The sequence below is a fragment of the Salinifilum aidingensis genome (assembly GCF_054782015.1).
On sequence record NZ_BAAGTH010000004.1, the window covers coordinates 149,494 to 174,614 of the forward strand.

Annotated in this window: 23 protein-coding genes; 16 read left to right on the forward strand and 7 right to left on the reverse strand. The window is 71.9% G+C overall.

The window, feature by feature from the left end:
- Positions 1–114 precede the first annotated feature (114 nt).
- Both ACYVJE_RS07655 and ACYVJE_RS07660 read left to right on the forward strand, forming a co-directional pair.
- Positions 115–954: an undecaprenyl-diphosphate phosphatase gene (locus ACYVJE_RS07655; RefSeq protein WP_461144031.1), complete on the forward strand. Its 840-nt coding sequence runs from the start codon at positions 115–117 to the stop codon at positions 952–954.
- A 240-nt stretch (positions 955–1,194) separates the two neighbouring features.
- Positions 1,195–2,076, forward strand: a complete 882-nt coding sequence (locus tag ACYVJE_RS07660; RefSeq protein ID WP_461143905.1) for a diacylglycerol/lipid kinase family protein — start codon at positions 1,195–1,197, stop codon at positions 2,074–2,076.
- A gap of 21 nt (positions 2,077–2,097) precedes the next feature.
- On the opposite strand, the gene ACYVJE_RS07665 is transcribed toward ACYVJE_RS07660, so the two are convergent.
- Complete coding sequence (locus ACYVJE_RS07665; protein WP_461143906.1) at positions 2,098–2,691, reverse strand: TetR/AcrR family transcriptional regulator; 594 nt, start codon at positions 2,689–2,691, stop codon at positions 2,098–2,100.
- 86 nt (positions 2,692–2,777) lie between these two features.
- Between ACYVJE_RS07665 and ACYVJE_RS07670 the strand changes: the two genes are divergently transcribed.
- The 3 genes from ACYVJE_RS07670 (at position 2,778) to ACYVJE_RS07680 (ending at position 6,634) form a co-directional block, all read left to right on the forward strand.
- Positions 2,778–3,452 carry a haloacid dehalogenase type II gene (locus ACYVJE_RS07670; protein ID WP_461143907.1) on the forward strand — a complete coding sequence of 225 codons (675 nt, stop codon included), beginning with the start codon at positions 2,778–2,780 and terminating at the stop codon, positions 3,450–3,452.
- 155 nt (positions 3,453–3,607) lie between these two features.
- On the forward strand, positions 3,608–4,657 hold the full coding sequence (locus tag ACYVJE_RS07675) for a 2,3-butanediol dehydrogenase (protein ID WP_461143908.1): 1,050 nt from the start codon (positions 3,608–3,610) through the stop codon (positions 4,655–4,657).
- A gap of 171 nt (positions 4,658–4,828) precedes the next feature.
- Entirely contained in the window at positions 4,829–6,634 is a 1,806-nt protein-coding gene (locus tag ACYVJE_RS07680) for an NAD(P)/FAD-dependent oxidoreductase (RefSeq protein WP_461143909.1), read from the forward strand.
- A 143-nt stretch (positions 6,635–6,777) separates the two neighbouring features.
- Here the strand turns inward: ACYVJE_RS07680 and ACYVJE_RS07685 are convergent, their stop codons facing one another.
- Together ACYVJE_RS07685 and ACYVJE_RS07690 are read right to left on the reverse strand one after the other, a co-directional pair.
- A complete protein-coding gene (locus ACYVJE_RS07685; protein ID WP_461143910.1) occupies positions 6,778–6,969 on the reverse strand; it encodes a ferredoxin in 192 nt (63 codons plus the stop codon).
- Between the two features lie 12 nt (positions 6,970–6,981).
- On the reverse strand, positions 6,982–8,166 hold the full coding sequence (locus tag ACYVJE_RS07690) for a cytochrome P450 (RefSeq protein ID WP_461143911.1): 1,185 nt from the start codon (positions 8,164–8,166) through the stop codon (positions 6,982–6,984).
- Positions 8,167–8,300: 134 nt separating this feature from the next.
- Here ACYVJE_RS07690 and ACYVJE_RS07695 point away from each other — a divergent pair, with 134 nt between their 5' ends.
- The 4 genes from ACYVJE_RS07695 (at position 8,301) to ACYVJE_RS07710 (ending at position 13,010) form a co-directional block, all read left to right on the forward strand.
- Positions 8,301–8,933: a TetR/AcrR family transcriptional regulator gene (locus ACYVJE_RS07695; protein ID WP_461143912.1), complete on the forward strand. Its 633-nt coding sequence runs from the start codon at positions 8,301–8,303 to the stop codon at positions 8,931–8,933.
- Between the two features lie 116 nt (positions 8,934–9,049).
- Positions 9,050–10,846 carry a thiamine pyrophosphate-requiring protein gene (locus ACYVJE_RS07700; protein ID WP_461143913.1) on the forward strand — a complete coding sequence of 599 codons (1,797 nt, stop codon included), beginning with the start codon at positions 9,050–9,052 and terminating at the stop codon, positions 10,844–10,846.
- Positions 10,847–10,878: 32 nt separating this feature from the next.
- Positions 10,879–11,889, forward strand: coding sequence for an SDR family oxidoreductase (locus ACYVJE_RS07705; protein ID WP_461143914.1), 1,011 nt, complete (start codon positions 10,879–10,881; stop codon positions 11,887–11,889).
- Between the two features lie 59 nt (positions 11,890–11,948).
- Positions 11,949–13,010: a tartrate dehydrogenase gene (locus ACYVJE_RS07710; RefSeq protein ID WP_459156080.1), complete on the forward strand. Its 1,062-nt coding sequence runs from the start codon at positions 11,949–11,951 to the stop codon at positions 13,008–13,010.
- A gap of 101 nt (positions 13,011–13,111) precedes the next feature.
- Here the strand turns inward: ACYVJE_RS07710 and ACYVJE_RS07715 are convergent, their stop codons facing one another.
- The 3 genes from ACYVJE_RS07715 to ACYVJE_RS07725 are packed head-to-tail and all read right to left on the reverse strand — an operon-like array spanning position 13,112 to position 16,136.
- Positions 13,112–13,624, reverse strand: coding sequence for a DUF3830 family protein (locus tag ACYVJE_RS07715; RefSeq protein ID WP_461144032.1), 513 nt, complete (start codon positions 13,622–13,624; stop codon positions 13,112–13,114).
- A gap of 53 nt (positions 13,625–13,677) precedes the next feature.
- Positions 13,678–15,120 carry an amidase gene (locus tag ACYVJE_RS07720; protein ID WP_461143915.1) on the reverse strand — a complete coding sequence of 481 codons (1,443 nt, stop codon included), beginning with the start codon at positions 15,118–15,120 and terminating at the stop codon, positions 13,678–13,680.
- Complete coding sequence (locus tag ACYVJE_RS07725; RefSeq protein WP_461143916.1) at positions 15,117–16,136, reverse strand: D-2-hydroxyacid dehydrogenase; 1,020 nt, start codon at positions 16,134–16,136, stop codon at positions 15,117–15,119. The genes ACYVJE_RS07720 and ACYVJE_RS07725 overlap by 4 nt, the downstream gene beginning before the upstream one ends.
- A 78-nt stretch (positions 16,137–16,214) precedes the next feature.
- Between ACYVJE_RS07725 and ACYVJE_RS07730 the strand changes: the two genes are divergently transcribed.
- From ACYVJE_RS07730 to ACYVJE_RS07760, 7 genes are all read left to right on the forward strand, one after another.
- Positions 16,215–16,940: a maleate cis-trans isomerase family protein gene (locus ACYVJE_RS07730; RefSeq protein WP_461143917.1), complete on the forward strand. Its 726-nt coding sequence runs from the start codon at positions 16,215–16,217 to the stop codon at positions 16,938–16,940.
- Positions 16,941–17,020: 80 nt separating this feature from the next.
- Positions 17,021–18,229, forward strand: coding sequence for a M24 family metallopeptidase (locus ACYVJE_RS07735; RefSeq protein WP_461143918.1), 1,209 nt, complete (start codon positions 17,021–17,023; stop codon positions 18,227–18,229).
- A gap of 5 nt (positions 18,230–18,234) precedes the next feature.
- Positions 18,235–19,476 (forward strand): aminotransferase-like domain-containing protein, encoded by a 1,242-nt coding sequence (locus ACYVJE_RS07740; protein WP_461143919.1) that lies wholly within the window; start codon positions 18,235–18,237, stop codon positions 19,474–19,476.
- Positions 19,469–20,689: a M20 family metallopeptidase gene (locus ACYVJE_RS07745; RefSeq protein ID WP_461143920.1), complete on the forward strand. Its 1,221-nt coding sequence runs from the start codon at positions 19,469–19,471 to the stop codon at positions 20,687–20,689. The genes ACYVJE_RS07740 and ACYVJE_RS07745 overlap by 8 nt, the downstream gene beginning before the upstream one ends.
- Before the next feature lie 52 nt (positions 20,690–20,741).
- The gene (locus tag ACYVJE_RS07750) at positions 20,742–21,497 is read left to right on the forward strand and encodes a maleate cis-trans isomerase family protein (protein ID WP_461143921.1); all 756 of its coding nucleotides are present in this window, start codon (positions 20,742–20,744) and stop codon (positions 21,495–21,497) included.
- Positions 21,494–22,177, forward strand: coding sequence for a GntR family transcriptional regulator (locus tag ACYVJE_RS07755; protein ID WP_461143922.1), 684 nt, complete (start codon positions 21,494–21,496; stop codon positions 22,175–22,177). Before ACYVJE_RS07750 ends, ACYVJE_RS07755 begins: the two co-directional genes overlap by 4 nt.
- A 132-nt stretch (positions 22,178–22,309) precedes the next feature.
- Entirely contained in the window at positions 22,310–23,563 is a 1,254-nt protein-coding gene (locus tag ACYVJE_RS07760) for an aspartate aminotransferase family protein (RefSeq protein ID WP_461143923.1), read from the forward strand.
- On the opposite strand, the gene ACYVJE_RS07765 is transcribed toward ACYVJE_RS07760, so the two are convergent.
- Positions 23,553–24,935, reverse strand: a complete 1,383-nt coding sequence (locus ACYVJE_RS07765) for an MFS transporter (RefSeq protein WP_461143924.1) — start codon at positions 24,933–24,935, stop codon at positions 23,553–23,555. The genes ACYVJE_RS07760 and ACYVJE_RS07765 overlap by 11 nt on opposite strands.
- Positions 24,936–25,121: the final 186 nt, after the last annotated feature.

Consider the following 25,121-nt stretch of genomic DNA (forward strand, 5'->3'; position numbering starts at 1 on the left):
CGCGTACCCCACCGCGGAGATCTCGCGGAGCGGGGCGTGCTCGCACCGCCTCGCCGATCCGCGACGTCACCGCCCGTCCTCCTTGGTTGACGAGAAGCAGGAGAACACGTGTCGATCGGTTGGTTCGAAGCGGTCGTTCTGGGGCTCGTGCAAGGACTCACCGAGTTCCTGCCGATCTCCAGCAGCGGCCACCTGAGAGTCACCGCCGCGCTGGCGGGCTGGCCCGACCCGGGAGCGGCCTTCACCGCGGTGACCCAGCTGGGCACCGAAGCCGCGGTGCTGCTGTACTTCCGCCGCGAGATCGTCAACATCATCGGGGCGTGGGCGGCGTCGCTGGTCAAACCGGAACGCCGCCGTGACCCCGACGCCCGCATGGGCTGGTTCGTCATCCTCGGCACGCTGCCGATCGGCGTGCTCGGCTTCACCTTCCAGGACACCATCGAAGGCGCTCTCCGCGATCTGCGCGTCACGGCCGTGACGCTGATCGTCTTCGGACTGATCCTCGCCGCCGCCGACCACGTCGGCAGCAACCGGCGCGCTCTGTCCGATTTGAACATGCCGCACGCCCTGGGATACGGGTTCGCCCAGGCGCTGGCGCTGATCCCCGGCGTGTCCCGCTCCGGTGGCACGATCACCGCCGGACTGCTGCTCGGGTACCGCCGCGAGGCCGCCGCGCGCTACTCCTTCCTGCTGGCGATCCCCGCGGTGCTGGCCTCCGGAGGCCTGGAGCTGACCAAGATCGGCGAGGGGGCCGCGCCGGCCTGGGGGCCGACGCTGCTGGCCACTGTGGTCTCGTTCTTCGTCGGCTTCGCCGTGATCGTGTGGTTCCTGCGCTACGTCAGCACGCACAAGTTCACCGCATTCGTCGTGTACCGGGTGTTGGCCGGGTTGGCCATCTTCGCCCTGATCTGGGCCGGTGTGCTCGACCCCAACGCGGGCAGCGTCGGCAGTTGACGCGGCGGCCGGGCGATTCGGGCGTTCCGCGGAACCGCGCGCATCCGAGCCGGGCGGGCGCGGGAGACCCGGGTGCGGCGAACGCCACCGGTGGGCACCCGTCGCGCCGCCGCCGGATCCGGACGGGCTAGGCTCGGAGCCGCGGGGGCGCCGTCCCCCGTCCGGCGGGTACGGAGCACGAACCGAAAACCCCTGGAGGCGACCATTCGCGTCGACAGACCGGCCACCAAGGCCGCCCTCGTGGTCAACGCGCACTCGCGCACCGGCGGCAAGGCGTACTCGTACGCCCTCGAGCGGTTGCGCGCGCTGGGCGTGCCCCTGGGCGCTACCCATCCGCTGCACGATCCCTCCCGACTGGTCGAAACCGTCAACTCCGCGGCGAAGGCCGGGCACGACCTGATCATCCTCGGCGGCGGGGACGGCAGCGTCAGCTCCGTCGTGGACGTGCTCGCGCACCGCGAACTCCCGCTGGGGCTGCTACCGCTGGGCACCGCCAACGACTTCGCCCGCACCATGCACCTCCCCACCGATCTCGACGAGGCGTGCCGGACGATCGCCCGCGGCCACACCGTCGACATCGACCTGGGGCTGTGCGGGGACAACTACTACGTCAACCGCGCCTCCGTGGGCATCGGCTCCCGCGTGGCGCAGGCGATGTCGCCGAGCCTGAAACGCCGCGTCGGTCCGCTGGCCTACCCGGTCGCCACCGCCAAGGCGTTCTTCGCGCACCGGCCGTTCCCGGCGCGCCTGCGCTTCCCCGATGGCGACCGCGAACCGGTCGACTACGACCGGGTCCTGCAGATCTCCGTGGCCAACGGGCGCTTCTTCGGCGGAGGGCAGATCGCGGCCCCCGACTCCGGGATCGACGACGACGCCCTGGACGTCACGGTCATCCGGCAGGGAGGCCTGCTCGATCTCGTCTCCGTCGTGCGGGGGCTCAAGACCGGCGAACCCAACGCGCAGGTCGACCACTTCCGGACCCGGGCGGTCGACGTGGATACGGACGAGACCCTGCCGATCAACATCGACGGGGAAGTGGTGGACAGCACGCCGCAGCGGTTCTCGATCGCCCGGAACGCGCTGCACGTGGTCGCACCGGACACCTGGACCGACGCCGCTTAGGGAGCGTTTTCGCAGCGGCGCTCAGCGCGCGTTGCCGGCCTCGCCGCCGGGGAGCAGGCGGAAGGCGGCGCGGCGGGCGTGCCGCACCGGTTCCAGGTCGTGCTGGTGCGCCGCGGTGACCACCGCCCCTTCGAGCAGCAGGAACCACTCACCGGCGACGTCCCGGGGCGCGTGGCAGTCCGCCCGTTCGGCGATGCGCCGCAGGTGCTCGCGCACGCTCCGCTTGTGCGCGGCGATGACCGCGCGGCCGGGGTGGTCGGGATCGGGCAGCTCGGCGGCGGCGTTGATGAAGCCGCAACCGCGGAACTCCTCGGCGCGGACCCAGGACTCGTAGGCGTCGAACGTCGCCGCCAGCATTTCTCCGGGCGCGCTCACCCCGGCGAGGTGCCGGCCGAGGTCGTCCTGCCACCGCCGGTCGCGGGCGCGGAGGTGCTCGGCGATCAACCCGTCCTTGGAACCGAAGTGGGCGTAGAGGGTCATCTTGGTGATGCCGGAGTGCTGGGCGATGGCGTTGACGCCGACGCCCCGCAGGCCCTGCTCGTAGAACAGGCGTGATGCGGTCCGCAGCACTCGTTGCCGGGCGGAGCCGGCCTCGGTCTCGTCCCCGGTCGTCATGGCAGCTCCTCCTCGTGCTCTCCCCTTGGGACTATACAGACCGGTATGTAAGGTGAACGCGCGAGCTGCCGACGAAGGAGGAACCGATGCCTGGTCGTCTCGACGCCGTGGCCTTCGACGTGCTGGAAACGCTGCTGGACCTGGGCCCGCTGCGGGAGCGGTGGCGGGAGATCGGTCAACCGGCGGAGTTGCTGGACGTGTGGTTCATGCGCTTCCAGCGCGACTCGATGGCGCTGACCCTCAGCGGGGACTTCGCGGACTTCGACGCCGTGGCGCGGCAGGCGCTGCGCACCGACGCGCGGCACACCGCTTCCGAGGCGGACATCGAGCACGTGCTGGCCGGTTTCGCCGAGCTCCCGCCCCACCCCGATGCGGAACCGGCCCTGCTCCGGTTGTCCGAAGCCGGACTGCGGATCGGCTGCCTGACGGTGGGCAGCCCGGACAACACGCGCCGGTTCCTCGCCGGTGCCGGGCTGGAGCAGTTCGTGGACGGCGTGGTCACGGCGGAGAAGGCCGGCGTGTGGAAGCCGGCCCCCGCGATCTACCGCGCGGCCGCGGCCGAGCTCGGCACGACGCTGGAGCGCATGGCGGTGGTGGCGGTGCACGCGTGGGACTGCCACGGGGCCAAGCGCGCGGGATGCCGGGCCGGGTGGTGCTCCCGGTTGGAAGGGGAACCGGGCGAGGTCTTCGAGCCCGCCGACGTGCGCGGCGAGGACCTCACCGCCGTCGCCGAGGGGCTGCTGCGGCTGTCCGCGACCTGAGGCGTCGGGCTGGGCGCCGAGCACGCGTGCAACCCTCCTGCAACCCTGCCCCCGGAGGGGGAGCATCGGTTCCGATGAACCGCACGTGAACGGCCGTGCACCGCAGGTGCTGTCCACGACGTGGCGCAGCGGCGGTGCGGGATCGGAGGTGCCCGATGCGTGGAGTGGTGTACCGGGGCAGGGAGGACATCGCGGTCACCGATGTCGCCGAGCCGGAGTGCGGTCCGGGGAAGGTCAAGCTGCAGGTGGCGCACAACGGCATCTGCGGAACCGACCTGCACGAGTACTTCGCCGGGCCGATCTTCGTCCCGGACGGCGAGGACCACCCGCTGACCGGGAGGCGGCGTCCGCTGGTGATGGGACACGAGTTCTCCGGAACCGTCACCGAGGTCGGCACCGGTGTGCGGGACGTCGCGGTCGGTGACGCGGTGGCGATCGAGCCGTTGTACCGCTGCGACACGTGCCCGGCCTGCCGCGACGGTCGTTACAACGTCTGCCGGCAGATCGGCTTCCACGGACTCATGTCCGACGGCGGCATGGCCGAGCGCACCGTCGTGCCCGCGCGGATGGTGCACGTGCTCCCCGAAGGCGTGGGCACCGGGCTCGGAGCCCTCGTGGAACCGATGGCGGTGGCCCACCACGCGGCGAACCTCGGCTCGGTCGAACCGGGTGAGCGCGCCGTCGTGTTCGGCGCCGGCCCGATCGGCATCGGCGTCTGGTTCGCGCTGCGCGGCATGGGGGTCACCGACATCACCGTGGTCGAACCCGCTGCCGCGCGGCGCGCGGCCATCGAGCGGCTGGGCGCCGACGACGTGATCGACCCGGGGCGCGTCGACCCGGTCGCGCACGTCCGCCAGCGCACCGGTGGAGTCGGCGCCGCCGCCTCCTACGACGCCGCAGGCGTGCGGGCGAGCGTGGAGGCCGGCATCTCCTGCCTGGAGCACCGGCGCCACATGGTCTCGGTGGCGATCTACGAGAAACCCCTGGAAAACAGCCTGATCAACCTCGTCATGCGCGAGACCGCCGTGCGCGGCTCGCTGTGCTACACCGCGCACGACTACGCCGCGGTCATCGATCTGATGGCACGCGGTCACTACGACACGTCCGGGTGGGTCGAGCACATCCCGATGGACGAGGTCGTCGACGCCGGTTTCCGGGCGCTGCACCGGGGCGAGCGCATGAAGGTCCTCGTCGTCCCGGCGTGAGGCGAGCGCGGGTCCTCCGGACCGCGCGGTCGGATGCAACCCCCTGCAACCCGTGCGTCACCGCGGTGACGTCTGGCTGCATGACGCACGTCACGCGATCGCGATCCGCGGTGACGGCGAGCGCCGCGGTCGCGACGGTGCCGCCGCTCGCCGCCGTGCAGGAGGTAGTCCGTGAGCCAGACCGTGGAGCACGCCCCGAACCGGGGCGACGTCGTGCAGTGGGTCGCCGAGTTCTCCGAGGCCGTCGCCGCCCGCGACGCGGAGCGCGTGGCCGCGCTGTTCGGCGCGGACAGCTACTGGCGCGACCTCGTCGCCCTGACCTGGAACATCACGACCGTCGAAGGGCGTGCCGAGATCACCGCGATGTTGCGCGCGACGCTGGAGCGGACCGTTCCGCGCGACTTCGCGGTGCTCGGCGAACCGTCCGAGGCGGACGGTGCCACCGAGGCGTGGCTGTCGTTCGAGACCGAAGTCGGCCGAGGAACCGCCCACCTGCGGCTCGTCGGCGGTCTGGCGTGGACCTTTCTGACCACGTTGGACGAGTTGAAGGGGCACGAGGAACCGCTGAACCACCGGCGGCCGAAAGGAGCCGAACACGGGATCAACCCCGATCGCGCGACCTGGGCGGAGGAGCGCGAGGCCGAGCTGCGCGAACTCGGCCGCAGCCGCCAGCCCGAGGTCGTCATCGTCGGCGGGGGACAGGGCGGTATCGCGCTCGGTGCCCGACTGCGCCAGCTCGGCGTGCCGACGATCATCGTCGAGCGCAACGAACGCGCGGGCGACTCCTGGCGCAACCGCTACAAGTCGCTCGCGCTGCACGACCCGATCTGGTACGACCACCTGCCGTACCTGAAGTTCCCGGACAACTGGCCGGTGTTCGCGCCGAAGGACAAGATCGGCGACTGGCTGGAGATGTACACCGCGGTCATGGAGCTGAACTACTGGAGCTCGACGACCGCGCGCAGCGCCACCTACGACGAGGGCACCGGCCGGTGGGAGCTCCTCGTGGACCGGGCCGGCGAGGAGGTGGCGCTGCGACCGCGCCAGCTCGTCATGGCGCTCGGGGTGTCCGGCAAACCGAACGTGCCGTCGTTCCCCGGCCAGGACCGGTTCCGCGGCGAGCAGCACCACTCCACGCAGCACCCCGGTCCGGACGCCTACGCGGGCAAGAAGGCGGTGGTCATCGGATCCAACAACTCGGCGCACGACATCTGCTCCGCGCTGTGGGAGCACGGTGCCGAGGTGACGATGGTGCAGCGCTCCTCCACGCACGTCGTCCGCTCCGACTCGCTGATGGAGCACTGCCTGGGACCGCTGTACTCCGAGGAAGCCGTCGCCTCCGGCATCGACACCCGGACCGCGGACCTGACGTTCGCGTCGATTCCGTACCGGATCATGCCCGAGTTCCAGAAGCCGGCCTTCGACGCGATCCGCGAACAGGACGCCGAGTTCTACGACCGGTTGGACAAGGCGGGTTTCCAGCTCGACTTCGGCGCCGACGACTCGGGGCTGTTCCTGAAGTACCTGCGCCGCGGTTCGGGCTACTACATCGACGTCGGAGCGTCGGAACTCATCGCCGACGGCAGCATCGCGCTCGCCAACGGGCAGGTCTCCGAGCTGACCGAGACCGAAGTGGTGCTCGCCGACGGCACGCGCGCGGAGGCCGACCTCGTCGTCTACGCCACCGGATTCGGCTCCATGAACGGCCTGGCCGCCGACATCGTCGGTCAGGAGATCGCCGACAAGGTCGGCAAGGTCTGGGGTCTCGGATCCGGCACGGCCAAGGACCCCGGTCCGTGGGAGGGCGAGGAGCGCAACATGTGGAAACCCACCCAGCAGGAGGGGCTGTGGTTCCACGGCGGCAACCTGCACCAGTCGCGGCACTACTCGCTGTACTTGGCGCTGCAGTTGAAAGCCCGCGCCGAAGGCATCCCGACCCCGGTCTACGACCTGCAGGAGGTGCACCACACCTCCTGATCCCCGCCCGAGACGAGCGGGGTGCCGCTGCGACCGCGAGCCGGCACCCCAGCTCGGCGGGCAGCACCGGGTGCTGTCCGGCCGCCCCCCCGCGGCCACCGGCAGGTGGTGGTCAGGTGCGCGCCGCTCGCGCGCGGGTGCGGTCAGTCCTCGAGGGACAGCGCCCGGCTCGGGCAGAGGCCGACCGCTTCCCGCGCGTTGCGCGCCTGCTCGCCCTCGGGGTGTTCGAGGACGAGGGAGACGGTGCCGTCCTCGTCCTGGTCGAACACGGACGGTTCGGTGAGCACGCACTGACCCGCGCCCACGCAGAGGTCGGTGTCGGCGGTGATGCGCATGGTTCACCCTCCTCACCAGGTGACGGGGAATTCGTGGATGCCGTAGACGGTGGCGTCGTCCTTGAACGGCAGCGCGTCCGGCGCAACGGCCGGGCGGAGACCGGGGATCCTGCGGAACAACGTCTCGAGCACGATCTCCAGCTCCGCGCGAGCGAGGTTCTGGCCCAGGCACTGGTGCGCGCCGAAGCCGAACGCGAGGTGGTTCCGCGCACCGCGCGCGATGTCCAGCTCGTCCGCGTCGGCGAACACGTCGGGGTCCCTGTTGGCCGTGTTCGCCAGCGCCAGCACGCCCTCGCCGGCGCGGATCACCACACCGCCGACCTCGACGTCCTCGACGGCCACCCGGGCGATCGCCGCTTCGGCGATGGTGAAGTAGCGCAGCAGTTCCTCGACCGCCGGCGGGATCCTCGACGGGTCCTCCCGGAGGGCGCGGAGGTCCTCGGGGTGGTCGAGCAGCGTCATCGCGCCCAGCGAGATCATGTTCGCCGTCGTCTCGTGGCCGGCGACGAGCAGCAGGAACGCGAGGCTCTTCAGCTGTTCGCGGTCCTCGGACCCGGCGAGCTGGCGGCTGAGCAGGTCGTCGGCCGGGGCCTGCTCCTTGACCGCGATGAGGTCGCCGAGGTAGTCGAGCAGCTCCGACAGGGCCTGCGCGCGGTCGTCGGGCGTGACCGTGCGGCTCAGCAGCCGCGAGGAGCGCGCCTGGAAGAACTCGTGGTCGTCGTAGGGCACCCCGAGCAGTTCGCAGATGACCAGCGACGGCACCGGCAGCGACAGGGCGCTCACCAGGTCGGCGGGGCGCGGTCCGGCGAGCACGGCGTCGATGTGCTCGTCGACGATCTCCTGGATCCGCGGGCGCAGCGCGGCCATCCGCCTGACGGTGAACTCGCCGAGCACCGCCCGGCGCGCCGGTCCGTGCTCCGGCGGGTCCATGCCGAGCAGGGACGGGGTGAACTGCGGATCGATGCGCTGCCCCGGCAGCAGGCGCGGGAAGCCGGGGTGGCGGCGGTCGGAGCTGAACCGCGGGTCGGTGAGCACCGTCCGGACGTCGGCGTGCCGCGTGAGCGCCCAGGCGCTTTCTCCGCTGGGCAGCGTCACGTGCGCGATCGGTTCCTCCTGCTGCAGCCGGCGGTGCTCGGCGGGAGGCGCGTAGGGGCAGCTGCGGGTGATGGGCAGGGTGGCGGGGCGTGCGGCGGTCATCGTTCCACCTCGTCCAGAACGAAATATCTGGAATATGTTCTTCCGCTTGTGCTCGCGACGGTACCCATCCGGAAAGTTTCCGTCCACCTGCGCACGGGTGGGACAATTCCCCGGTGATGACGAGGAGGGGCGAGATGGTGGCTGACACGGGAACGCGACTGCGCGCTGATGCGCAGCGCAACCGCGACCAGATCCTCGCGGCGGCCCGCGAGATGTTCGCGCAGCAGGGGCCGGACGCACCGATGGAGGAGATCGCGCGCACGGCCGGCGTGGGCGTCGGCACTCTCTACCGGAGGTTCCCGGATCGGGAGGCGCTCATCCGCGCGGTGGCGCAGGAGAGCTTCGCGCAGGTGCTCGAGGACGCGCGCGCCGCTTCCGCCGAGGAGGCGACCGGCTGGGACGCCCTGGTGCGCCTGATCAACCGCTCGCACCAGCTCAAGGTGAGCGTGCAGCTCGCCCTCGTCTCCGAGCGGGCGCGGGAGATCCTGCAGGGCGATCCGAAGACCGGCGAACTGCGCGATGCGCTGCTGGACGAGCTCGCCCAGATCCTCGACAGCGCGCAGGCCGAGGGCAGCGTGCGGGCGGATGTCAGCGCCGGCGACATCGCACTGCTGTTCTCGCTCATACTGCGCCAACCCCCCGCCGCGGACGGTCCCGAGGAGCAGGGGATCGACCGCGCCGTCGCGATCATGTTCGACGGGCTGCGGACCGGTTCCCACGGCCCGCTGCCGGGGCGTCCGGTCACCACCGAGGACCTGCGGCGTTAGCGAGCAGGGGTGGCGCGGGGCCGGTGCCCCGTGCCGCACCCCCGCTCGTTTAAGCCCTCCGAGGGGCGGGTAAGCGGATGCCGGACCAACCCCGCCGGTGAACTCGGAGCGATCGCATGGCTGAGCTCGTGTCGGACTTCCTGGTGCGCCGCCTCCGCGAATGGGGGATCGAACGGGTCTTCTCCTACGCCGGTGACGGCATCAACGGCCTGCTCGCCGCCTGGCAGCGCGCGGGTGACGATCCGCGCTTCATCCAGGCGCGCCACGAGGAGCTGGCCGCCTTCGAAGCCGTCGGCTACGCGAAGTTCTCCGGGCGCGTCGGTGTCTGCATGGCCACGGGAGGACCCGGCGCGGTGCACCTGCTCAACGGCCTCTACGACGCCAAGCTCGACCACGTGCCCGCCGTGGCGATCGTCGGGCAGCAGACCAGCACCTCGCTCGGCGGTGCCTACCAGCAGGAAATCGACCTGAACGCGCTGTACAAGGACGTCGCCAGCGAGTACGCGCAGTTCGTCACCGCGCCGCAGCAGCTGCCCAACGTGCTCGACCGGGCCGTGCGCACCGCGCTGACCAAGCGCACCGTCACTGCGCTGATCATCCCGGCCGACGTGCAGGAGCAGGAGTACTCGCCGCCGACGCACGCGTTCAAGATGGTGCCCTCCAGCCTCGGCGTGTCCCGCGCGACGACGGTGCCGGCCGAGGAGGACCTGGAACACGCCGCCGAGGTGCTCAACAGCGGCGAGCGCGTGGCCATCATGGTCGGCCAGGGGGCGCGGCACGCGGCGCAGGAGGTGACCGAGGTCGCCGACGCGCTCGGTGCCGGCGTCGCCAAGGCGCTGCTGGGAAAGGACGTGCTCTCCGACGAGCTGCCGTTCGTCACCGGCGTTTCCGGGTTGATGGGCACCAGGCCGTCGTGGGAGCTGATGCGCGACTGCGACACCTTCCTCATGGTCGGTGCCAGCTTCCCGTACAGCCAGTTCCTGCCGGACTACGACCAGGCGAGGGCGGTGCAGATCGACATCGACCCGACGATGATCGGCATGCGCTACCCGTTCGAGGTGAACCTCGTCGGGGACGCGCGGGCGACGCTGCGCGCGCTGCAGCCCCGCCTGCGGTACGAGAACAACCGCACGTGGCGGGAGCGCGTCGAGCGCACCGTGCGCGAGTGGTGGTCCACAATGGACCGGCGGGCCGGGGTCGGGGCCGATCCGATCAACCCGGAGCGCGTGGCCAGCGAACTCTCCCCGCAGCTCCCGGAGAACGCCGTGGTCACCACCGACTCCGGATCGGTGACCAACTGGTACGGGCGGCACCTGCGCTTCCGCGGTGACATGCGCGGATCCCTGTCCGGAACCCTGGCCACCATGGGACCGGGCATGCCGTACGCCACGGGGGCCAAGTTCGCCCACCCCGACCGGCCGGTCGTCGTGCTCGTCGGCGACGGCGCCATGCAGATGAACGGCATCAACGAGCTGATCACCATGGCCCACTACTGGCCCGAGTGGGACGACCCGCGCGTGGTCGTCGGCGTCTTCAACAACCAGGACCTCAACCAGGTCACCTGGGAGATGCGGGCATTGGCCGGAGCGCCGCAGTTCCCGCCGTCGCAGCAGATCCCCGACTTCGACTACGCCGGGTTCGCCCGTATGCTGGGGATGCAGGGCGCGCGCGTGGAGCGGCCGGAGGACATCGACGACGCCTGGCAGCAGGCCCTGGCCGCGGACCGCCCGGCCGTCGTCGAGTTCGTCACCGACCCGGCCGTGCCGCCGATCCCGCCGCAGGCGAACTGGGAGCAGATGGAGAACGTCGCGGCGTCGATGCTCAGGGGAGACCCGGACGCCTGGTCGGTGGCCAAGGAGGGCATCAAGTCCAAGGCCCAGGAATTCGTGCCCGGGCGGGGCAGGCAGCAGTGACCGCAACGCGCCGGCGACCGGAGCGACCGGAGATGAGCGGTGACAGCGGTGCGGTGGTGATCACCGGCGCGAGCGCCGGTGTCGGCCGGGCGCTCGCGCGCCTCTACGGCGAGCGCGGTGCGCGCGTGGCCCTGCTCGCCCGCGGGGAGCGGGGACTCGCCGGAGCGGCCGAGGACGTGCGCGGGCGCGGCGGAACCCCGCTGAGCATCCCGGTGGACGTGGCCGATGCCGACCAGGTCGAGGCCGCCGCGGAGCGCGCCGAGAACGAGCTCGGGCCGATCGACGTGTGGGTCAACGCCGCGTTCACCACCGTCTTCGGCCGGGCCCGCGACATCTCCGCCGAGGAGTTCCGCCGCGTCACCGAGACCACCTACCTCGGCTTCGTGCACGGGACCTTGGCCGCGCTGCGCCGCATGCGCCCGCGGGACCGGGGCACGATCGTGCAGGTCGGTTCGGCGCTGGCCTACCGCGGAGTGCCGCTGCAGTCGGCCTACTGCGCCGCCAAGCACGCCATCCAGGGCTTCCACGAGTCGCTGCGCTGCGAACTGCTGCACGAGGGCAGCGCGGTGCGCACCACGATGGTGCAACTGCCCGCGGTGAACACGCCGCAGTTCTCCTGGGTGCTCAACCGGCTGCCGCACCACCCGCAACCGGTCCCGCCGATCTACCAGCCGGAGGTCGCCGCCCAGGGGGTCCTGCACGCGGCCGACCACCCGGACCGGCGCGAGCGCTGGGTGGGCGGCAGCACCGCGGCCACGCTGCTGGCCAACGCCCTGGCGCCGGGGCTGCTCGACCGCCACCTCGGCCGCACCGGTCACGCCGCGCAGCAGAACACCGAGGTCGAGGACCCGTGGCAGGCGGCGAACCTGTGGAAACCGGCGGACGGACCGGACGGACGGGACTACGGCGCGCACGGCGTCTTCGACGCCTCCGCGCGCGGCACGAGCCGGCAGCTGTGGTTGTCCCGGAACCGCGGCGCGGTGGCCGCGGCCGGTGCGCTCGCCGGGGCGGTGGTCGCCGCGGTGCGCGGGTTGCGCCGGTGATCCCGCGGAGCGGGCGCAACGGGTGGACCTCAGCCGGTTCTCCTGCTGGGATGAGGAGCATGGCCCATCACCGGATCGCTCTCATCCCCGGCGACGGCATCGGCCGGGAAGTCACACCCGCAGCCTGCGCAGTGCTCGACGCCGTCGGCGCGCGCCACGGCATCACCTTCGAGCGCGACGAGTTCGACTGGTCGCACGAGCGCTACCGCGAGCTCGGGGCGATGATGCCCGACGACGGTCTGGAGCGGATTCGCCGGCACGACGCCGTTTTCCTGGGGGCCGTCGGCGATCCCTCCGTGCCCGACCACGTCTCGCTGTGGAACCTGCTCATCCCCATCCGGCGCAACTTCCGCCAGTACGTCAACCTGCGCCCGGTCAAGGTCTTCGAGGGGGTGGACAGCCCGCTGCGGCACGCCGCAGCCGGTGACGTCGACCTCGTGGTCGTGCGGGAGAACGTCGAAGGCGAGTACAGCGAGATCGGCGGCCGCGCGGGACGCGGTTCCCCCGAGGAGATGGCGGTGCAGGAAGCGGTTTTCACCCGCGCCGGTGTGCACCGCATCGCCGATTTCGCTTTCTCCCTGGCCGGCTCCCGGAGGGGGAAGGTGACCTCGGCGACGAAGTCGAACGGCATCGTGCACACGATGCCGTTCTGGGACGAGGTGGTCGCCGATGTGGCGAAGTCCCGTCCGGACGTCGCCTTCGACTCCGAGCACATCGACGCGCTGTGCGCCAAGGTCGTGCTCGACCCGGCCCGGTTCGACGTGATCGTCGGCTCGAACCTGTTCGGCGACATCCTCAGCGACCTGTGCGCGGCCGTCGCCGGCAGCATCGGCATCGCCCCGTCGGCCAACATCAACCCCGAGCGGGAGTTCCCGTCGCTGTTCGAACCGGTGCACGGCTCCGCCCCGGACATCGCCGGCCGGGGCGTGGCCAATCCGCTCGGTGCCATCTGGACGGTGGCGATGATGCTCGAGCACCTCGGGCACCCGGAGGCGGCCGCGGAGGTCGAGCGGGCGATGGCCGCGGTGCTGGCCCGCACGTCGGTGCGCACACCCGACCTCGGCGGTTCGGACGGCACCGCTGCGCTCACCGAGGCCGTCGTGGAGCACCTCGGCGCGTGACGGCGGCGCCCGCGCGCCCGCCGCGGCAGGCGCGCGCGAAGACCACTGCGGACAGCGGGCGGGCCTCCGGTGCCCGCCGTCCGCTCCGTTGGAACCGGCCGCTACTCGGACGACGGCGCCTCGGCGCGGGCGAACGTCAGGGTCTCGCCCCTGGCCCCGCCCATCCAGAGGTCTTGGCAGGCCTCGGCCATCTCCTCCAGGCCGCGCACCACCGCGCCGAACACGTTCCCCGGGACCCAGCCCTGGTCGCCGTTGATGAGCAGGTTGTTGCGCCCGTAGAACAGCGCGAGGTCGACGATCTGCGAGCTCGTCGGACCCGTCGATTCCTCGTAGCCGTAGGCCGGGTTGCCCAGGTCGTCGGAGTCGAAGGTGAAGTAGCACAGGTCGCCGGGGATCGGCGTGACGGTGGTGTTCTCCTTGCCGACGGGTGCCTCGGCGAAGGCCGGGACCAGGTGGTAGATCTCGTTGCGCGCGTACTTGCCGTGGAACACCTGGCTGGACAGCGGTAGCGCGTCCCAGACCGCGCCGGCCGTCCGCGGGGCGACGTCGTCGAGCAGCCGGGCGAGGCAGCTCACCCCGCGCGTCTCGAGCCGCACCGTGATGTACCGGGCCATGCGTTCCTCCCCGATGAACGGATCCGTGTTGACGTCCTCGAAAACCCGCCGCACTAGCGGGTCTCCTGCGCTCGCGCCAACCGCGGCACCGCCGCGTTCCAGCGCGTGCGCCGCTCGTGGGCGCGACCTGCGCGCAGCACCGCGCCGTCCGCGTGGCGCGGTCCCACGACCTGCATCCCCACAGGCAGCTCCGAGCTCGTCAAGCCGCAGGGCACGCTGAGCGCCGGCTGCTGGGTCATGTTGAACGGGTAGGTGTACGGCGTCCAGCTCGTCCACAGCGCCGACGGCCACCCGTCCGGGCAGGGCTGGTCCGCCGGGAAGGCGGCCACCGGCGTGGTGGGGGTCACCAGCAGGTCGTACTCCTCGTGGAACGCGCCCATCAGCCGCCCGAGCTCCATCCGCACGGCCGTCGCGTCCAGGTAGTCCGCGGCGCTGTACCCGGCGGCTGCCTCGGCCTGCTCGCGCAGCGCCGGGTCCACCTCCTCGAGCGCCTGCGCACCACCGGTGCGGGCGTGCTGCTCCAGAACCTTGGCGGCACCGGAGAACCACAGCACGTGGAAGGCCTCCACCGGGTCGCCGAAACCCGGGTCGACCTGCTCCACCTCCGCGCCCGCAGCGGCGAGCTCCGCCACCGCGGTGCGGACCGCTCGCTCGACCTCGGGGTCGTTGGTGCCGAACCCGAGCGTCGGGGAGAACGCGATCCGCAGTCCTTCCAGCCCGCCGTCCTCATCGTCCAGGTCCTGCAGGAACGACGAGGACGGCTCCGGCAGCGCCGACCAGTCCCTCGAGTCGAACCCGGCGAGCACGTCCAGCAGCACGGCGGCATCGCGCACCGAGCGGGTCATCGGCCCGGCGTGCGCCAGCGTTCCGAACGGGCTCGCCGGCCACAGCGGTATGCGCCCGTACGTCGGTTTCAGCGCCACGGTGCCGGTGAACGCCGCCGGGATGCGCACCGATCCGCCGCCGTCGGTGCCCACCGACCACGTCCCCATGCCGAGTCCGACGGCCGCGGCCGAGCCCCCGCTGGACCCGCCGGCGGTCAGCCCGGCGTCCCACGGGTTCCCGGTCGCCCCGAACCGCTGCGAGTCGGTGACCCCCTTCCAGGCGAACTCCGGCGTCGTCGTCTTGCCGAGGAACACCGCACCGGACTCCCGCAGCCGGGCCACCGCGGGCGCGTCCTCGCGCCACGGTCCGGTCCCGTCGACGAGGCGGCTGCCCCGCAGCGTGGGTGCTCCCCGCTGGAGCAGGATGTCCTTGATCGACGTGGGCACCCCGTCGGCGGGCCCCAGCGGCTCGCCGGCGCGCCAGCGCCGTTCCGAGTCCCGCGCCGCTTCCAGCGCGCCGTGCTCGTCGACCCGCACGAACGCGTTCACCAGCGGGTCGTACGTCGAGATCGCCTCCAGCGCCGCGCGCGTGGCCTCGACGGGGGAGAGCTCGCCCTCCCGGTAGCCGGCCACCAGCTCCGCGGCGCCCGCCCTGGCCAAGTCCTCGTTCAAGATCGCTCCGTTCCGGTCTCCGCGCCGGACCCCGGCGGGGACGGCACGTACCCCCGTGCGAGGTCGACGACGTTCACCAGCTCCGAACCGTCCAGCCAGCGCAGCGCGTTGTCGGCGAACTGCCGTGCCAGCGCGTCGGTCCACCCGGCGACGTCGCCGGACATGTGCGGGGTGACGACGACCCCGGGAGTGGACCACAGTGGACTGTCGGCGGGCAGCGGCTCGGTCGCGAACACGTCGAGGGTCGCCGCGGCCGGCGAACCCCCGGTCACCGCCCGGATCAGCGCCGCCTCGTCGACCACCGGCCCGCGGGCGATGTTGACCAGGTGCGCCGAGGGGTGCATCGCGGCCAGCACCTCCTCGCCGACCAGCCCGCGGGTCTGGTCGGTCAGCGGGACGGCCAGCACCACGTGGTCGGCCCACCCGACGTGCGCCACCAGGTCGTCGCTGGCCACGACCTCGCCGAAGTCGCGGTCGTCGGAGCGCGCCGCGCGTCCCGCGCCCCGCACCCGCATCCCCACCGCGGTGAGCAGGCGCGCGATCTCGCGGCCGATCCCGCCGGTGCCGATGACGAGCGCGTTCTTCCCGCGGATCGTCTCGGTCTCGCGGTGCCGCCAGGTCCGCGACCGCTGCAGGTCGTAGTTCTCGTGCGTCCGCTTGGCGCGGTCCAGGACCGCGGAGAGGACGTACTCGGCGATCGGCCGGTCGAAGACGCCGTGCGCGTTGGTGACGACGACGTCGGAGTCCACCAGTTCGTCGAACAGCAGCGTGTCCACCCCCGCGGCGGCGACGTGGATCCACCGCAGCCGGTCCGCGTGCTGCCACACGTCCTTGACGGCCGTCGAGAAGAAGTCCCAGAGGAACAGCGCGTCGGCACCTTCGATCGCCGCGGCGAGCCCGGCGGAGTCGGTGTAGCGGACCTCGGCGCGCTCCTCGACCGCTTCCATCCGCGGTGGCCGCTCGTCCGCTCGCGTGCACAGCACCGTGATCACTGGACTGGCGTGAGCCCTGGTCATTGCGGCGAGCCTAGAAACACCCAGTCGGATTGTCAACAATCCTTGGCTCCGGGGGGTGCGCGTGCTTACCGTCGCACGATGCGGTTCGTCGAACAGACCGGCATCGGGGTAGTGGTCCCGCACGACATGGCGCTCGACCGCGAGCTGTGGCGGTGGGTGCCCGAGGACGTCACGTTGCACCTCACCCGCACGCGCCGCCACGAGTCCGACGTCGGTGCCGAGATGATCGCGGCGATCAGCGACTCCGAGCTGGTCGCCGCAGCCGTGCGGGACCTCGCCACCACCGAGGCCGCCGTGCACGCCTACGCCTGCACCTCCGGCAGCTTCATCCGCGGGACCGCCGGTGAGCGCGCGCTCGCCGAGGCCATGCGGGCCGCCGGGGCGCCGGCCGCGGTGACCACCAGCGGCGCCGCGGTCTCGGCGCTGAAGCACCTCGGCGTGACTCGCGTCGCCGCCGCCACCCCGTACGACGACGAGCTCACCGACCTGCTCGGCAGCTACCTCCTGGGCAGCGACCTCGACCTGGTGGGGTGCACGAACCTCGGCCTGCGGAGCCACATCTGGCGGGTCCCGCACGAGACGACCGCGGACCTCGTGCGCCGCACCGACCGCCCCGAGGCCGACGGGATCTTCGTCTCCTGCACCAACCTCCCGACCTACGACGTCATCGCCGCGCTCGAGGGCGAGCTGGGCAAGCCCGTGGTCACCGCGAACCAGGCCACGATGTGGGCGAGCCTGCGAGCCGTCGGGCGCCCCGCCGTGGGGCCGGGGCAGCGGCTCCTCGCCGACTCCGCTTCCGGATGAGCGGCAGGCTTGCCAGAGCTCCCGGATCATCTCTACGCTCGATTGTTGACAATCCGACTACCGAGAGGCAGGTGCCTCCCGTGACCCGGACATCTGCGGGGGAGTCCCTCCCCGGTGCCGAGGCCGACGAGCACGAGACCAGGCTGCGGGCGGTGCGCGCGGCGATGGCCGAGCGCTCGCTGTCCGCGCTCGTGGTGACCGAACCGGCGAACCTGTACTACCTCACCGGGTACGACGCGTGGTCGTTCTACACACCGCAGTGCCTGGTCGTGCCCGCCGAGGGGGAGCTCCAGTTCTTCACGCGCGCGATGGACGCCGGCGGGGCGAGCGCGATCTCGAGCCTCCCGGAGGAGCAGGTCCACGGCTACCCCGAGGACCTCGTGCACCGCGATGACGCGCACCCGTTCGACTGGGTCACCGCCCGCGCCCGGGAGAGCGGAGCGCTCGTCGACAGCGCCGAGTCGCTGATCGCCGTCGAGAGCGATTCCCCGCACCTGCCGGCGCGGGCCTACCACGCCCTGCAGGAGGGGCTGCCCCGCTGCCGGTTCACCGACAGCCGCGAGCTGGTCAACTGGGTCCGCCTGGTGAAGTCCGAGCACGAGATCGCCCAGCTGCGCGTCGCCGGCAGCATCGCCGAGCGGGCGATGCGGGTCGCGCTCGAGGGCGTCGTCGCCGGGCGCCGGCAGTGCGACGTCGTGGCCGAGGTCATGGCCGCGCAAGCGTCGGGTACCGCGGAGCACGGCGGTGACTACCCCGCGATCGTCCCGCTGCTCCCGACGGGCGACGGTGCCGGGACGCCGCACCTGACCTGGTCCGACCGGACGTTCGTCGAGGGCGAGGCGACGACGGTCGAGCTCGCGGGCGTGTTCCGGCGCTACCACGCGCCGGTGGCGCGGACCGTGGTGCTCGGCGAGCCGCCGCGGCGGCTCGCCGCGACCGCCGGGGCGGTGCGCGAGAGCATGCGCGCGGCCCTGGACTCCCTCGTTCCCGGGGTGACCGGGAGCGATGTGCACGACGCGTGCAACGCGGTGATCAGCCGGCACGGCCTGAGCAAGGACTCGCGGATCGGCTACTCCATCGGCATCGGCTACCCGCCGGACTGGGGCGAGCGCACCGTCAGCCTCCGCCCGGACGAGAAGACGGTGGTGGTCCCGGGAATGGCCTTCCACATCATCATCGGGATGTGGATGGACGGCTGGGGCTACGAGCTCTCCGAGCCCGTCGTCGTCACCGACTCGGGTACCGAACGCCTCACCGACCTCCCCCAAGACCTGACCACCAAGAGGTGAGCCACGTGGTGCAGCCCCCGACCGGCCTCCCGACGGCGGCCCGAGCCGAGGATCTCGTCGGCTCGATCATCGACTCGAGCACCTCGCTGCTGAACGAGCGGACGCACGACGTCGTGCGCTTCGCGATGGGCAGCCCGGCGCCGGAAAGCGTCCCCTCGGACATCCTCGCCGAGATCGGGGGGACGGCGCTGGGGGCCGACGCGGCCGACGCCTTCAACTACGGCGCCACCGAGGGCGATCCGCCGCTGCGCGAGGCCCTGCTGCAGACCCTGGCGGGCACCGGCGACGAGACGACCGCGGACCGGCTGACGATCACCTCCGGTGGCATGCAGGGCCTCGACCTGGCCTTCAAGCTGTTCGTCGACCCGGGCGACCTCGTCGTCGTGGAGTCCCCGACCTACACCAACGGCAGCGCCACCGCCCTGGCCTACGGCGCGAAGCTGCTCGAGGTGCCGGTCGACGACGCGGGAATGGTCGTCGAGAAGCTGCCCGACCTGGTGGAACGGGCCGGGCGCACACCGAAGGTGATCTACACGATCCCCACGTTCCAGAACCCCTCGGGCGCGACGATGTCGCTGCCCCGGCGCCGCGAGCTGCTCCAGCTCGCCCGCCACTGGGGATCGGTCCTGATCGACGACGACCCGTACGGTCTGTTGCGGTTCGAGGGCGAGCCCCTGCCCACCCTGCGCGAGCTCGGCGGCGGTGACCCGCACGTCTTCTCGGTGCGCACGTTCTCCAAGGTCATCGCCCCGGGGCTGCGCGTGGGCTGGGTGGACGCCGACCCGGCGCTGCAGCAGTTGCTGATCCACGCGAAGCAGACGATGGACACCTGCGCGAACCTGCCGGCCCAGCGCCTCGTCGCCGGGTTCCTGGCCGGCGGTCACCTGTGGTCGCACCTGGCGACCCAGCGGGCGGAGTACCGCCGCCGCAAGGTCGCCATGCAGCAGGCGCTCGACGAGCACCTCGGCGACATCGCCCGGTGGACCGACCCCGAGGGCGGGTTCTTCCTCTGGGTGACGTTGGACGAGGACTCGACCAGCGGGATCGACGCGCAGGAGCTGTTCGAGGTCGCGCTGGCCGAGGGCGTCGCGTTCATCCCGGGTCCCGCGCTGTCCCCGGCCGGGTACTTCGGCAACGCGCTGCGGCTGTGCTTCGCCTCGACCACCCCGGAGCGCAGCGAGGAAGGCGTCGTGCGGTTGCGCCGCGCGATCGATTCCCTGGCCGCCGGAGGGGGGCGCCATGCATGAGTCCTGCCCCGAACGCCCGGTGACGCCGGAGGAGCGGGCGGTGCTCGACCTGATCTCCGCCGAGGAGATCACCGAGCTGACCCGGGCGCTCCTCGCCGCGCCCGGCGAGAACCCGCCCGGCGGCGAGTCGGCCACCGCCGCCGTGCTGGCCGAGGCGTGCCGCAGCCGCGACCTGCCCTGCGAGCTCACCGAGGTCGCGCCGGGGCGGCCGAACGCGTCCGCGCGGCTGGGCGGCACCGGTGAGCCCGCCGGACCGGGGCTGCTGCTGCTCGGGCACACCGACGTCGTCCCGATCGGCGACGGGTGGACCGTCGATCCGCTCGGCGGTGCGGTCCGCGACGGGCGGCTGTACGGCCGGGGAGCCACCGACATGAAGGGCGGTCTGGCCGCGTGCGTCGTCGCGATGTCCGCTCTGCGCGAGGCCGGGGCCGCGCTGTCCGGCCCGGTCGAGCTCGCCGCCGTCGTCGACGAGGAGGAGGACGGCCTCGGCATCCAGCACTACGTGGCCTCCGGCGACCGCGGCGAGTTCACCGGGTGCATCGTCGCCGAGCCCACGGGGTTGCAGACGATCACCGCCGCGCGGGGGGACGCCTACGCCGAGGTGGCGGTCCGGGGGCGCGCCGCCCACGCGGGCCGCCCCAGCGACGGGGCGAACGCGATCTACGGCGCGGCCGCCGTCATCGCTGAGCTCGAGACCTGGCACGAGGAGCTCGGCCGGGCACCGCACCCGCTGCTGGGGCCCGCGAGCTGGAGCGTGGGGCAGGTGCGCGGCGGCACGGGCACGGCGGTCGTGCCGGCCGAGTGCGTCGTGCAGGCCGACCGCCGCCTGCTCCCGGGGGAGACGGGCGAGGACGTGCTCGCGGCGCTGACCGCGCGGCTGGACGCGCTCGGTCTGCAGGAGCGGGGACTGGGCGCGCAGGCGCGCATGACGATGGAGATGCCGGGGTTCGAGACCTCGCCCGAGGACGGGTTCGTCCTCGCCACCGACGGTGCGCTCCGGGCGGCCGGGGGACCGGGGCATCCGGTGGGCGGCTGGACCGCCGCGTGCGACGGCGGGTTCGTCCAGCGCGACACCGGCGTTCCCGTGGTGGTCCTCGGCCCGGGGTCGGTCGCCGAGCAGGCCCACACCGCCGACGAATCGGTCGGCATCGACGAGCTGCACCTCGCCGCTCGGGCGTACGCGCTCGCGGCGATGCGACTGCTCGTCGGTTGAGGACGAGTACGATTGACGACAATCAGACGAACCGCATCGGTCCGGAGGAGTGATGGCAGACCCGCAAGCGCCCGGCCCGGCAGCGCGACCGAGCGTGGGGCTTCTCTACCCCGGTCACAGCGCCGAGGACGACTTCCCCGCGCTCGAGGAGCGGCTCGGGGGCGGGGTGCGACTACCGCTGGTGCACACCTCGGTGGGCGAGGACGCCCACCGGATCGACGCCCTGCTCGACCTGGGAAGCGACGTGCGGCTGCACGACGGTGCCCGGGCGCTGGTCACCGAGGGCCCGGACGCGATCATGTGGGCCTGCACCTCGGGAAGCTTCGTGTTCGGGTGGGACGGCGCGCACGACCAGGTCCGGGGGATCGCCGAGGCCGCCGGCCTGCCGGCCTCCTCGACCTCCCTCGCCTTCGTCAACGCCGCGCGAGCCCTCCGGCTCCGCTCGGTCGCGGTGGCGGCCTCGTACCCCGAGGACGTGGCGGCCCGCTTCCGGGAGTTCCTCGGCCGCGGTGGTATCGAGGTCACCACCATGGTCAGCAACGACATCGTCACCGCCGCCGAGGTCGGCACCCTCGAGAAGGACGCGGTCCGCGCGCTGGTCGCCGCCGTTTCCGGCGACGGGGCCGAGGCCGTGCTGGTGCCGGACACCGCCATGCACTCGCTGGCGTGGTTGGACGAGCTCGAGGCCGCGGCCGGCAAACCGGTGCTCACGGCCAACCAGGTCACCGTCTGGGAGGGGTTGCGCCTGCTCGGACCGGTGCCGGAGCTGCCGGGCACGGGCTCCCTGTTCCAGGGGGGTGCCCGATGAACCGCTCCCGTCGCACCATCGAGCCGCTGGAGCGGGAGTCGACCCCGAGCATCATCGCGGACAAGCTGCGCACCGCGATCGGACGCGGCCACTTCTCCGCCGGTGAGCAGCTCGGGGAGGCGCAGCTGGCGCGCGAGCTCGGCGTCAGCCGGGGGTCGTTGCGCGAGGGCATGCAGCGGCTCACGCAGGAGGGGCTGCTCGTCTCCATCCGCAACCGGGGCCTGTTCGTCGTCGACATGACCCCGGAGAACGTCCACGACATGTACGTCGCGCGGGCGGCGGTCGAACGGGCAGCTGCCGAGCAGATCTTCCGGCACGACCCGCGGGAGGCCGGTGAGCAGCTGCTCGGGATCACCGAGCAGATGGCGCAGGCGGCCGAGCGCGCGGACGACGGCGGCGTCACCGAGGCCGACATCGAGTTCCACCAGCGGTTGGTGGACCTGGCCCGGAGCCCTCGGCTCGATCGGATCCACATGACGCTGCTGACCGAGACCCGGATGTGCATCCACGCCCTCGAGGAGACCTACAGCCACTCCGATGAGCGGGTGGCCGAACACCGCGGGATCGCGGAGGCGTTCCGGGACGCGAACCCGACGTTGTGCGACGCTCGTCTGGTCGCGCACATGGAGGACGCGGTGGAACGGCTCACCGGGGCTGCGGCCTCCCGACCGGACGCCTGACGGCCGGCGTCGGGGAGAGCGGTCCCGGCGTGCTGCTTCCCGGGGAAATCCGCGATCCCGCCCGTGTCGCCCCCCCGGTCCTGGACCGCTTCTGCCGTTTAATTGTCGACAATCCTACCGAAGGAGTTCCTCATGGCCGAGCTCTCGCAGGTGCTCAAGCAGGCGACCGGCGTCCTCGCCGCCCGCGGCGAAGGCGTCCACCTCTTCGACGAGCAGGAGCGCAGGTACCTCGACTTCACCGCCGGGATCGGCGTGACGAGCACGGGGCACTGCCACCCGCGCGTGGTCGAGGCGGCGCAGCGCCAGGTCGGAACGCTCATCCACGCCCAGTACACGACGGTCATGCACCGGCCGCTGCTGGACCTGGTCGAACGGCTGGGCGACGTGCTGCCGAGCGGGTTGGACCGGATGTTCTTCGCGAACTCGGGCTCGGAAGCCGTGGAGTCCGCGTTGCGGCTGACCCGCCAGGCGACCGGACGCCCGAACGTCGTCGTCTTCCAGGGCGGGTTCCACGGCCGGACCGTGGCGACCGCTTCCATGACGACCTCGGGCACGAAGTTCCGGTCCGGCTTCAGCCCCCTCATGGGCGGCGTTCACGTGGCGCCGTTCCCGAACCCCGCGCTGTTCGGGTGGTCGCAGGAGGAGTCGACCGACTTCGCGCTGCGCCAGCTCGACCACCTGCTGCAGACGGTCAGCGCACCGCAGGAGACCGCCGCGTTCGTGGTGGAACCGGTGCTCGGCGAGGGCGGGTACGTGCCCGGCAGCACCCGGTTCTTCGAGGGGCTGCGGGAGCGCGCGGACCGGCACGGGATCCAGCTGGTGGTCGACGAGGTCCAGACCGGGTGGGGCCGGACCGGCAAGTTCTGGGGCGGTGAGCACTTCGGTCTCCGCCCCGACGTGCTGATCACGGCCAAGGGGCTGGCCTCCGGTTTCCCGCTGTCGGGCATCGCGGCGCCGGCGGAGCTCATGGCCAGGGCCTGGCCGGGCTCGCAGGGCGGCACCTACGGGGCCAACGCCGTCGCCTGCGCCGCGGCGCTGGCGACGCTGGACGTCATCGAGGACGAGAAGCTGGTGGACAACGCCGCGCAGCGCGGTGACCAGCTGGCGCGATCCCTGTCCGAGGTGGCCTCGCGGCACGACCGGATCGCCGACGTGCGCGGACCGGGGCTCATGATCGGGACCGAGTTCCGCGACGCCGACGGCAACCCCGACGGGGCTGCCGCGGCGGCGGTGCAGCAGGAAGCCGCTCGACGCGGCCTCCTGCTGCTGACCTGCGGTCCGCGGGGCGAGGTGGTCCGCTTCGTCCCCGCCCTCGTCGTCCAGCCGGAGCACGTCGACGAGGCCGCCGGCATCTGGGAGGACGCCGTCGCCGCCGTCACGGGTTGACGGGCGACTCGTGCGCGAGCTCTGCCTCGGACTCCGGTGTTCCGGGGCAGTAGCTGCCGCGGATGGACTTCCCGGCCGTCTCCGTGACGAAGGAGATCGCCACCAGCCCGATGAGGCACGAGAAGACCATGTAGTAGGCGGGGAAGATGTTGCTGCCCGTCACCCCGATGAAGTAGTTGCTCACGTTCAACGCGGTGCCGCCGAACAACGACGTCGAGACGTTGTACGTGATGGCGAAGCCGGCGAAGCGGACCGCCGTCGGGAACAGCGCGGGGAAGGCCGAGGAGATGGTGCTCAGCTGGAGGGTGTAGACCAGCCCCAGCACGGCGAACGCCACGATCGCCCAGACGTAGCCCTGCGCCATGAGGGTGTACATGGGGATCGCGAGCACGATCATGCCGATCAACGACATGTACCACATCGGCTTTCTCCCGATCCGGTCGGACAGCGACCCGCAGAACGGGATGAACGCCATCATCACCAGCTGCCCGACCGAGACGAGGACGAGCGCCTCGGTCGCGCTCATGCCGATCTCCTCCTGGACGTACGTCGGCATGTAGGCGATCAGGGTGTAGTTGATGACGTTGAGCGCGATGACGAGGGCGAACAGCTGCGCCATCTGCGGCCAGTAAACGGAGAGGAGATCCTTCAGGTGGGTGGAGGTCTTCTCCTTCGTGAGGCTCTTCTCCTCCGTCTCGCGGAAGACCGGGGTGTCCTCGAGCTTCAGGCGCAGGTAGAAGCCGATGAGCCCCATCGGGCCCGCGAGGAAAAACGGCAGCCGCCAGCCCCACTCGTGCATGGCCCCTTCGCCGAGTCCGACGAGCAGCCCGAGGCCGATGAGGGACCCGAGCGCGTACCCGCCGAGCGTGCCGAACTCGAGGAAGCTGCCGTAGAAGCCGCGTTTGCGGTCGGGGGAGTACTCCGCGATGAACGTCGCCGCGCCGCCGTACTCGCCGCCGGTGGAAAAGCCCTGGAGGAGCCGCATGCCGAACAGGGCGACGGGAGCGGCCATCCCGATGCTGTCGAACGAGGGGATCAGTCCGATGCAGAACGTGGAGGCCGACATCAGGATGATGGTCAGCGACAGCACCGCGCGGCGGCCGATGCGGTCGCCGAGCGGCCCCCACACCAGCCCCCCGAACGGGCGGGCGATGAACGAGACGGCGAACGCCGCCAGCACCCAACCGATGGTGTTCTCACCCTGGGGGAACAGCGCGGATTCGATGTAGAGGGTGAGAACGGCGTAGATCCCGTAGTCGTACCATTCCGTGGCGTTGCCCAGCGCGGACGCGCCGATCGCGCGCCGCAGCACCCCTTTCGGCAACTCGTCGGTGTCTGCTGTGCCACCGCTGGTTGGTTGTTCGGAGGCCATGATCACGCCCCTTGCGTGAGTCGATCAGCGAGGAAGCTCGCCGGCCGATCCGTGTGTTCACCCGCGATTTTCTGTTGTTTTGTTGACAATCGGACACAGTACAGACGATGGCGGTCGCGGACCAGGGTGCTGCCGATAAACGGTTGGTTGCGACGTTCGGGGGCGACGCGGCGCAGCCGGAGCGGT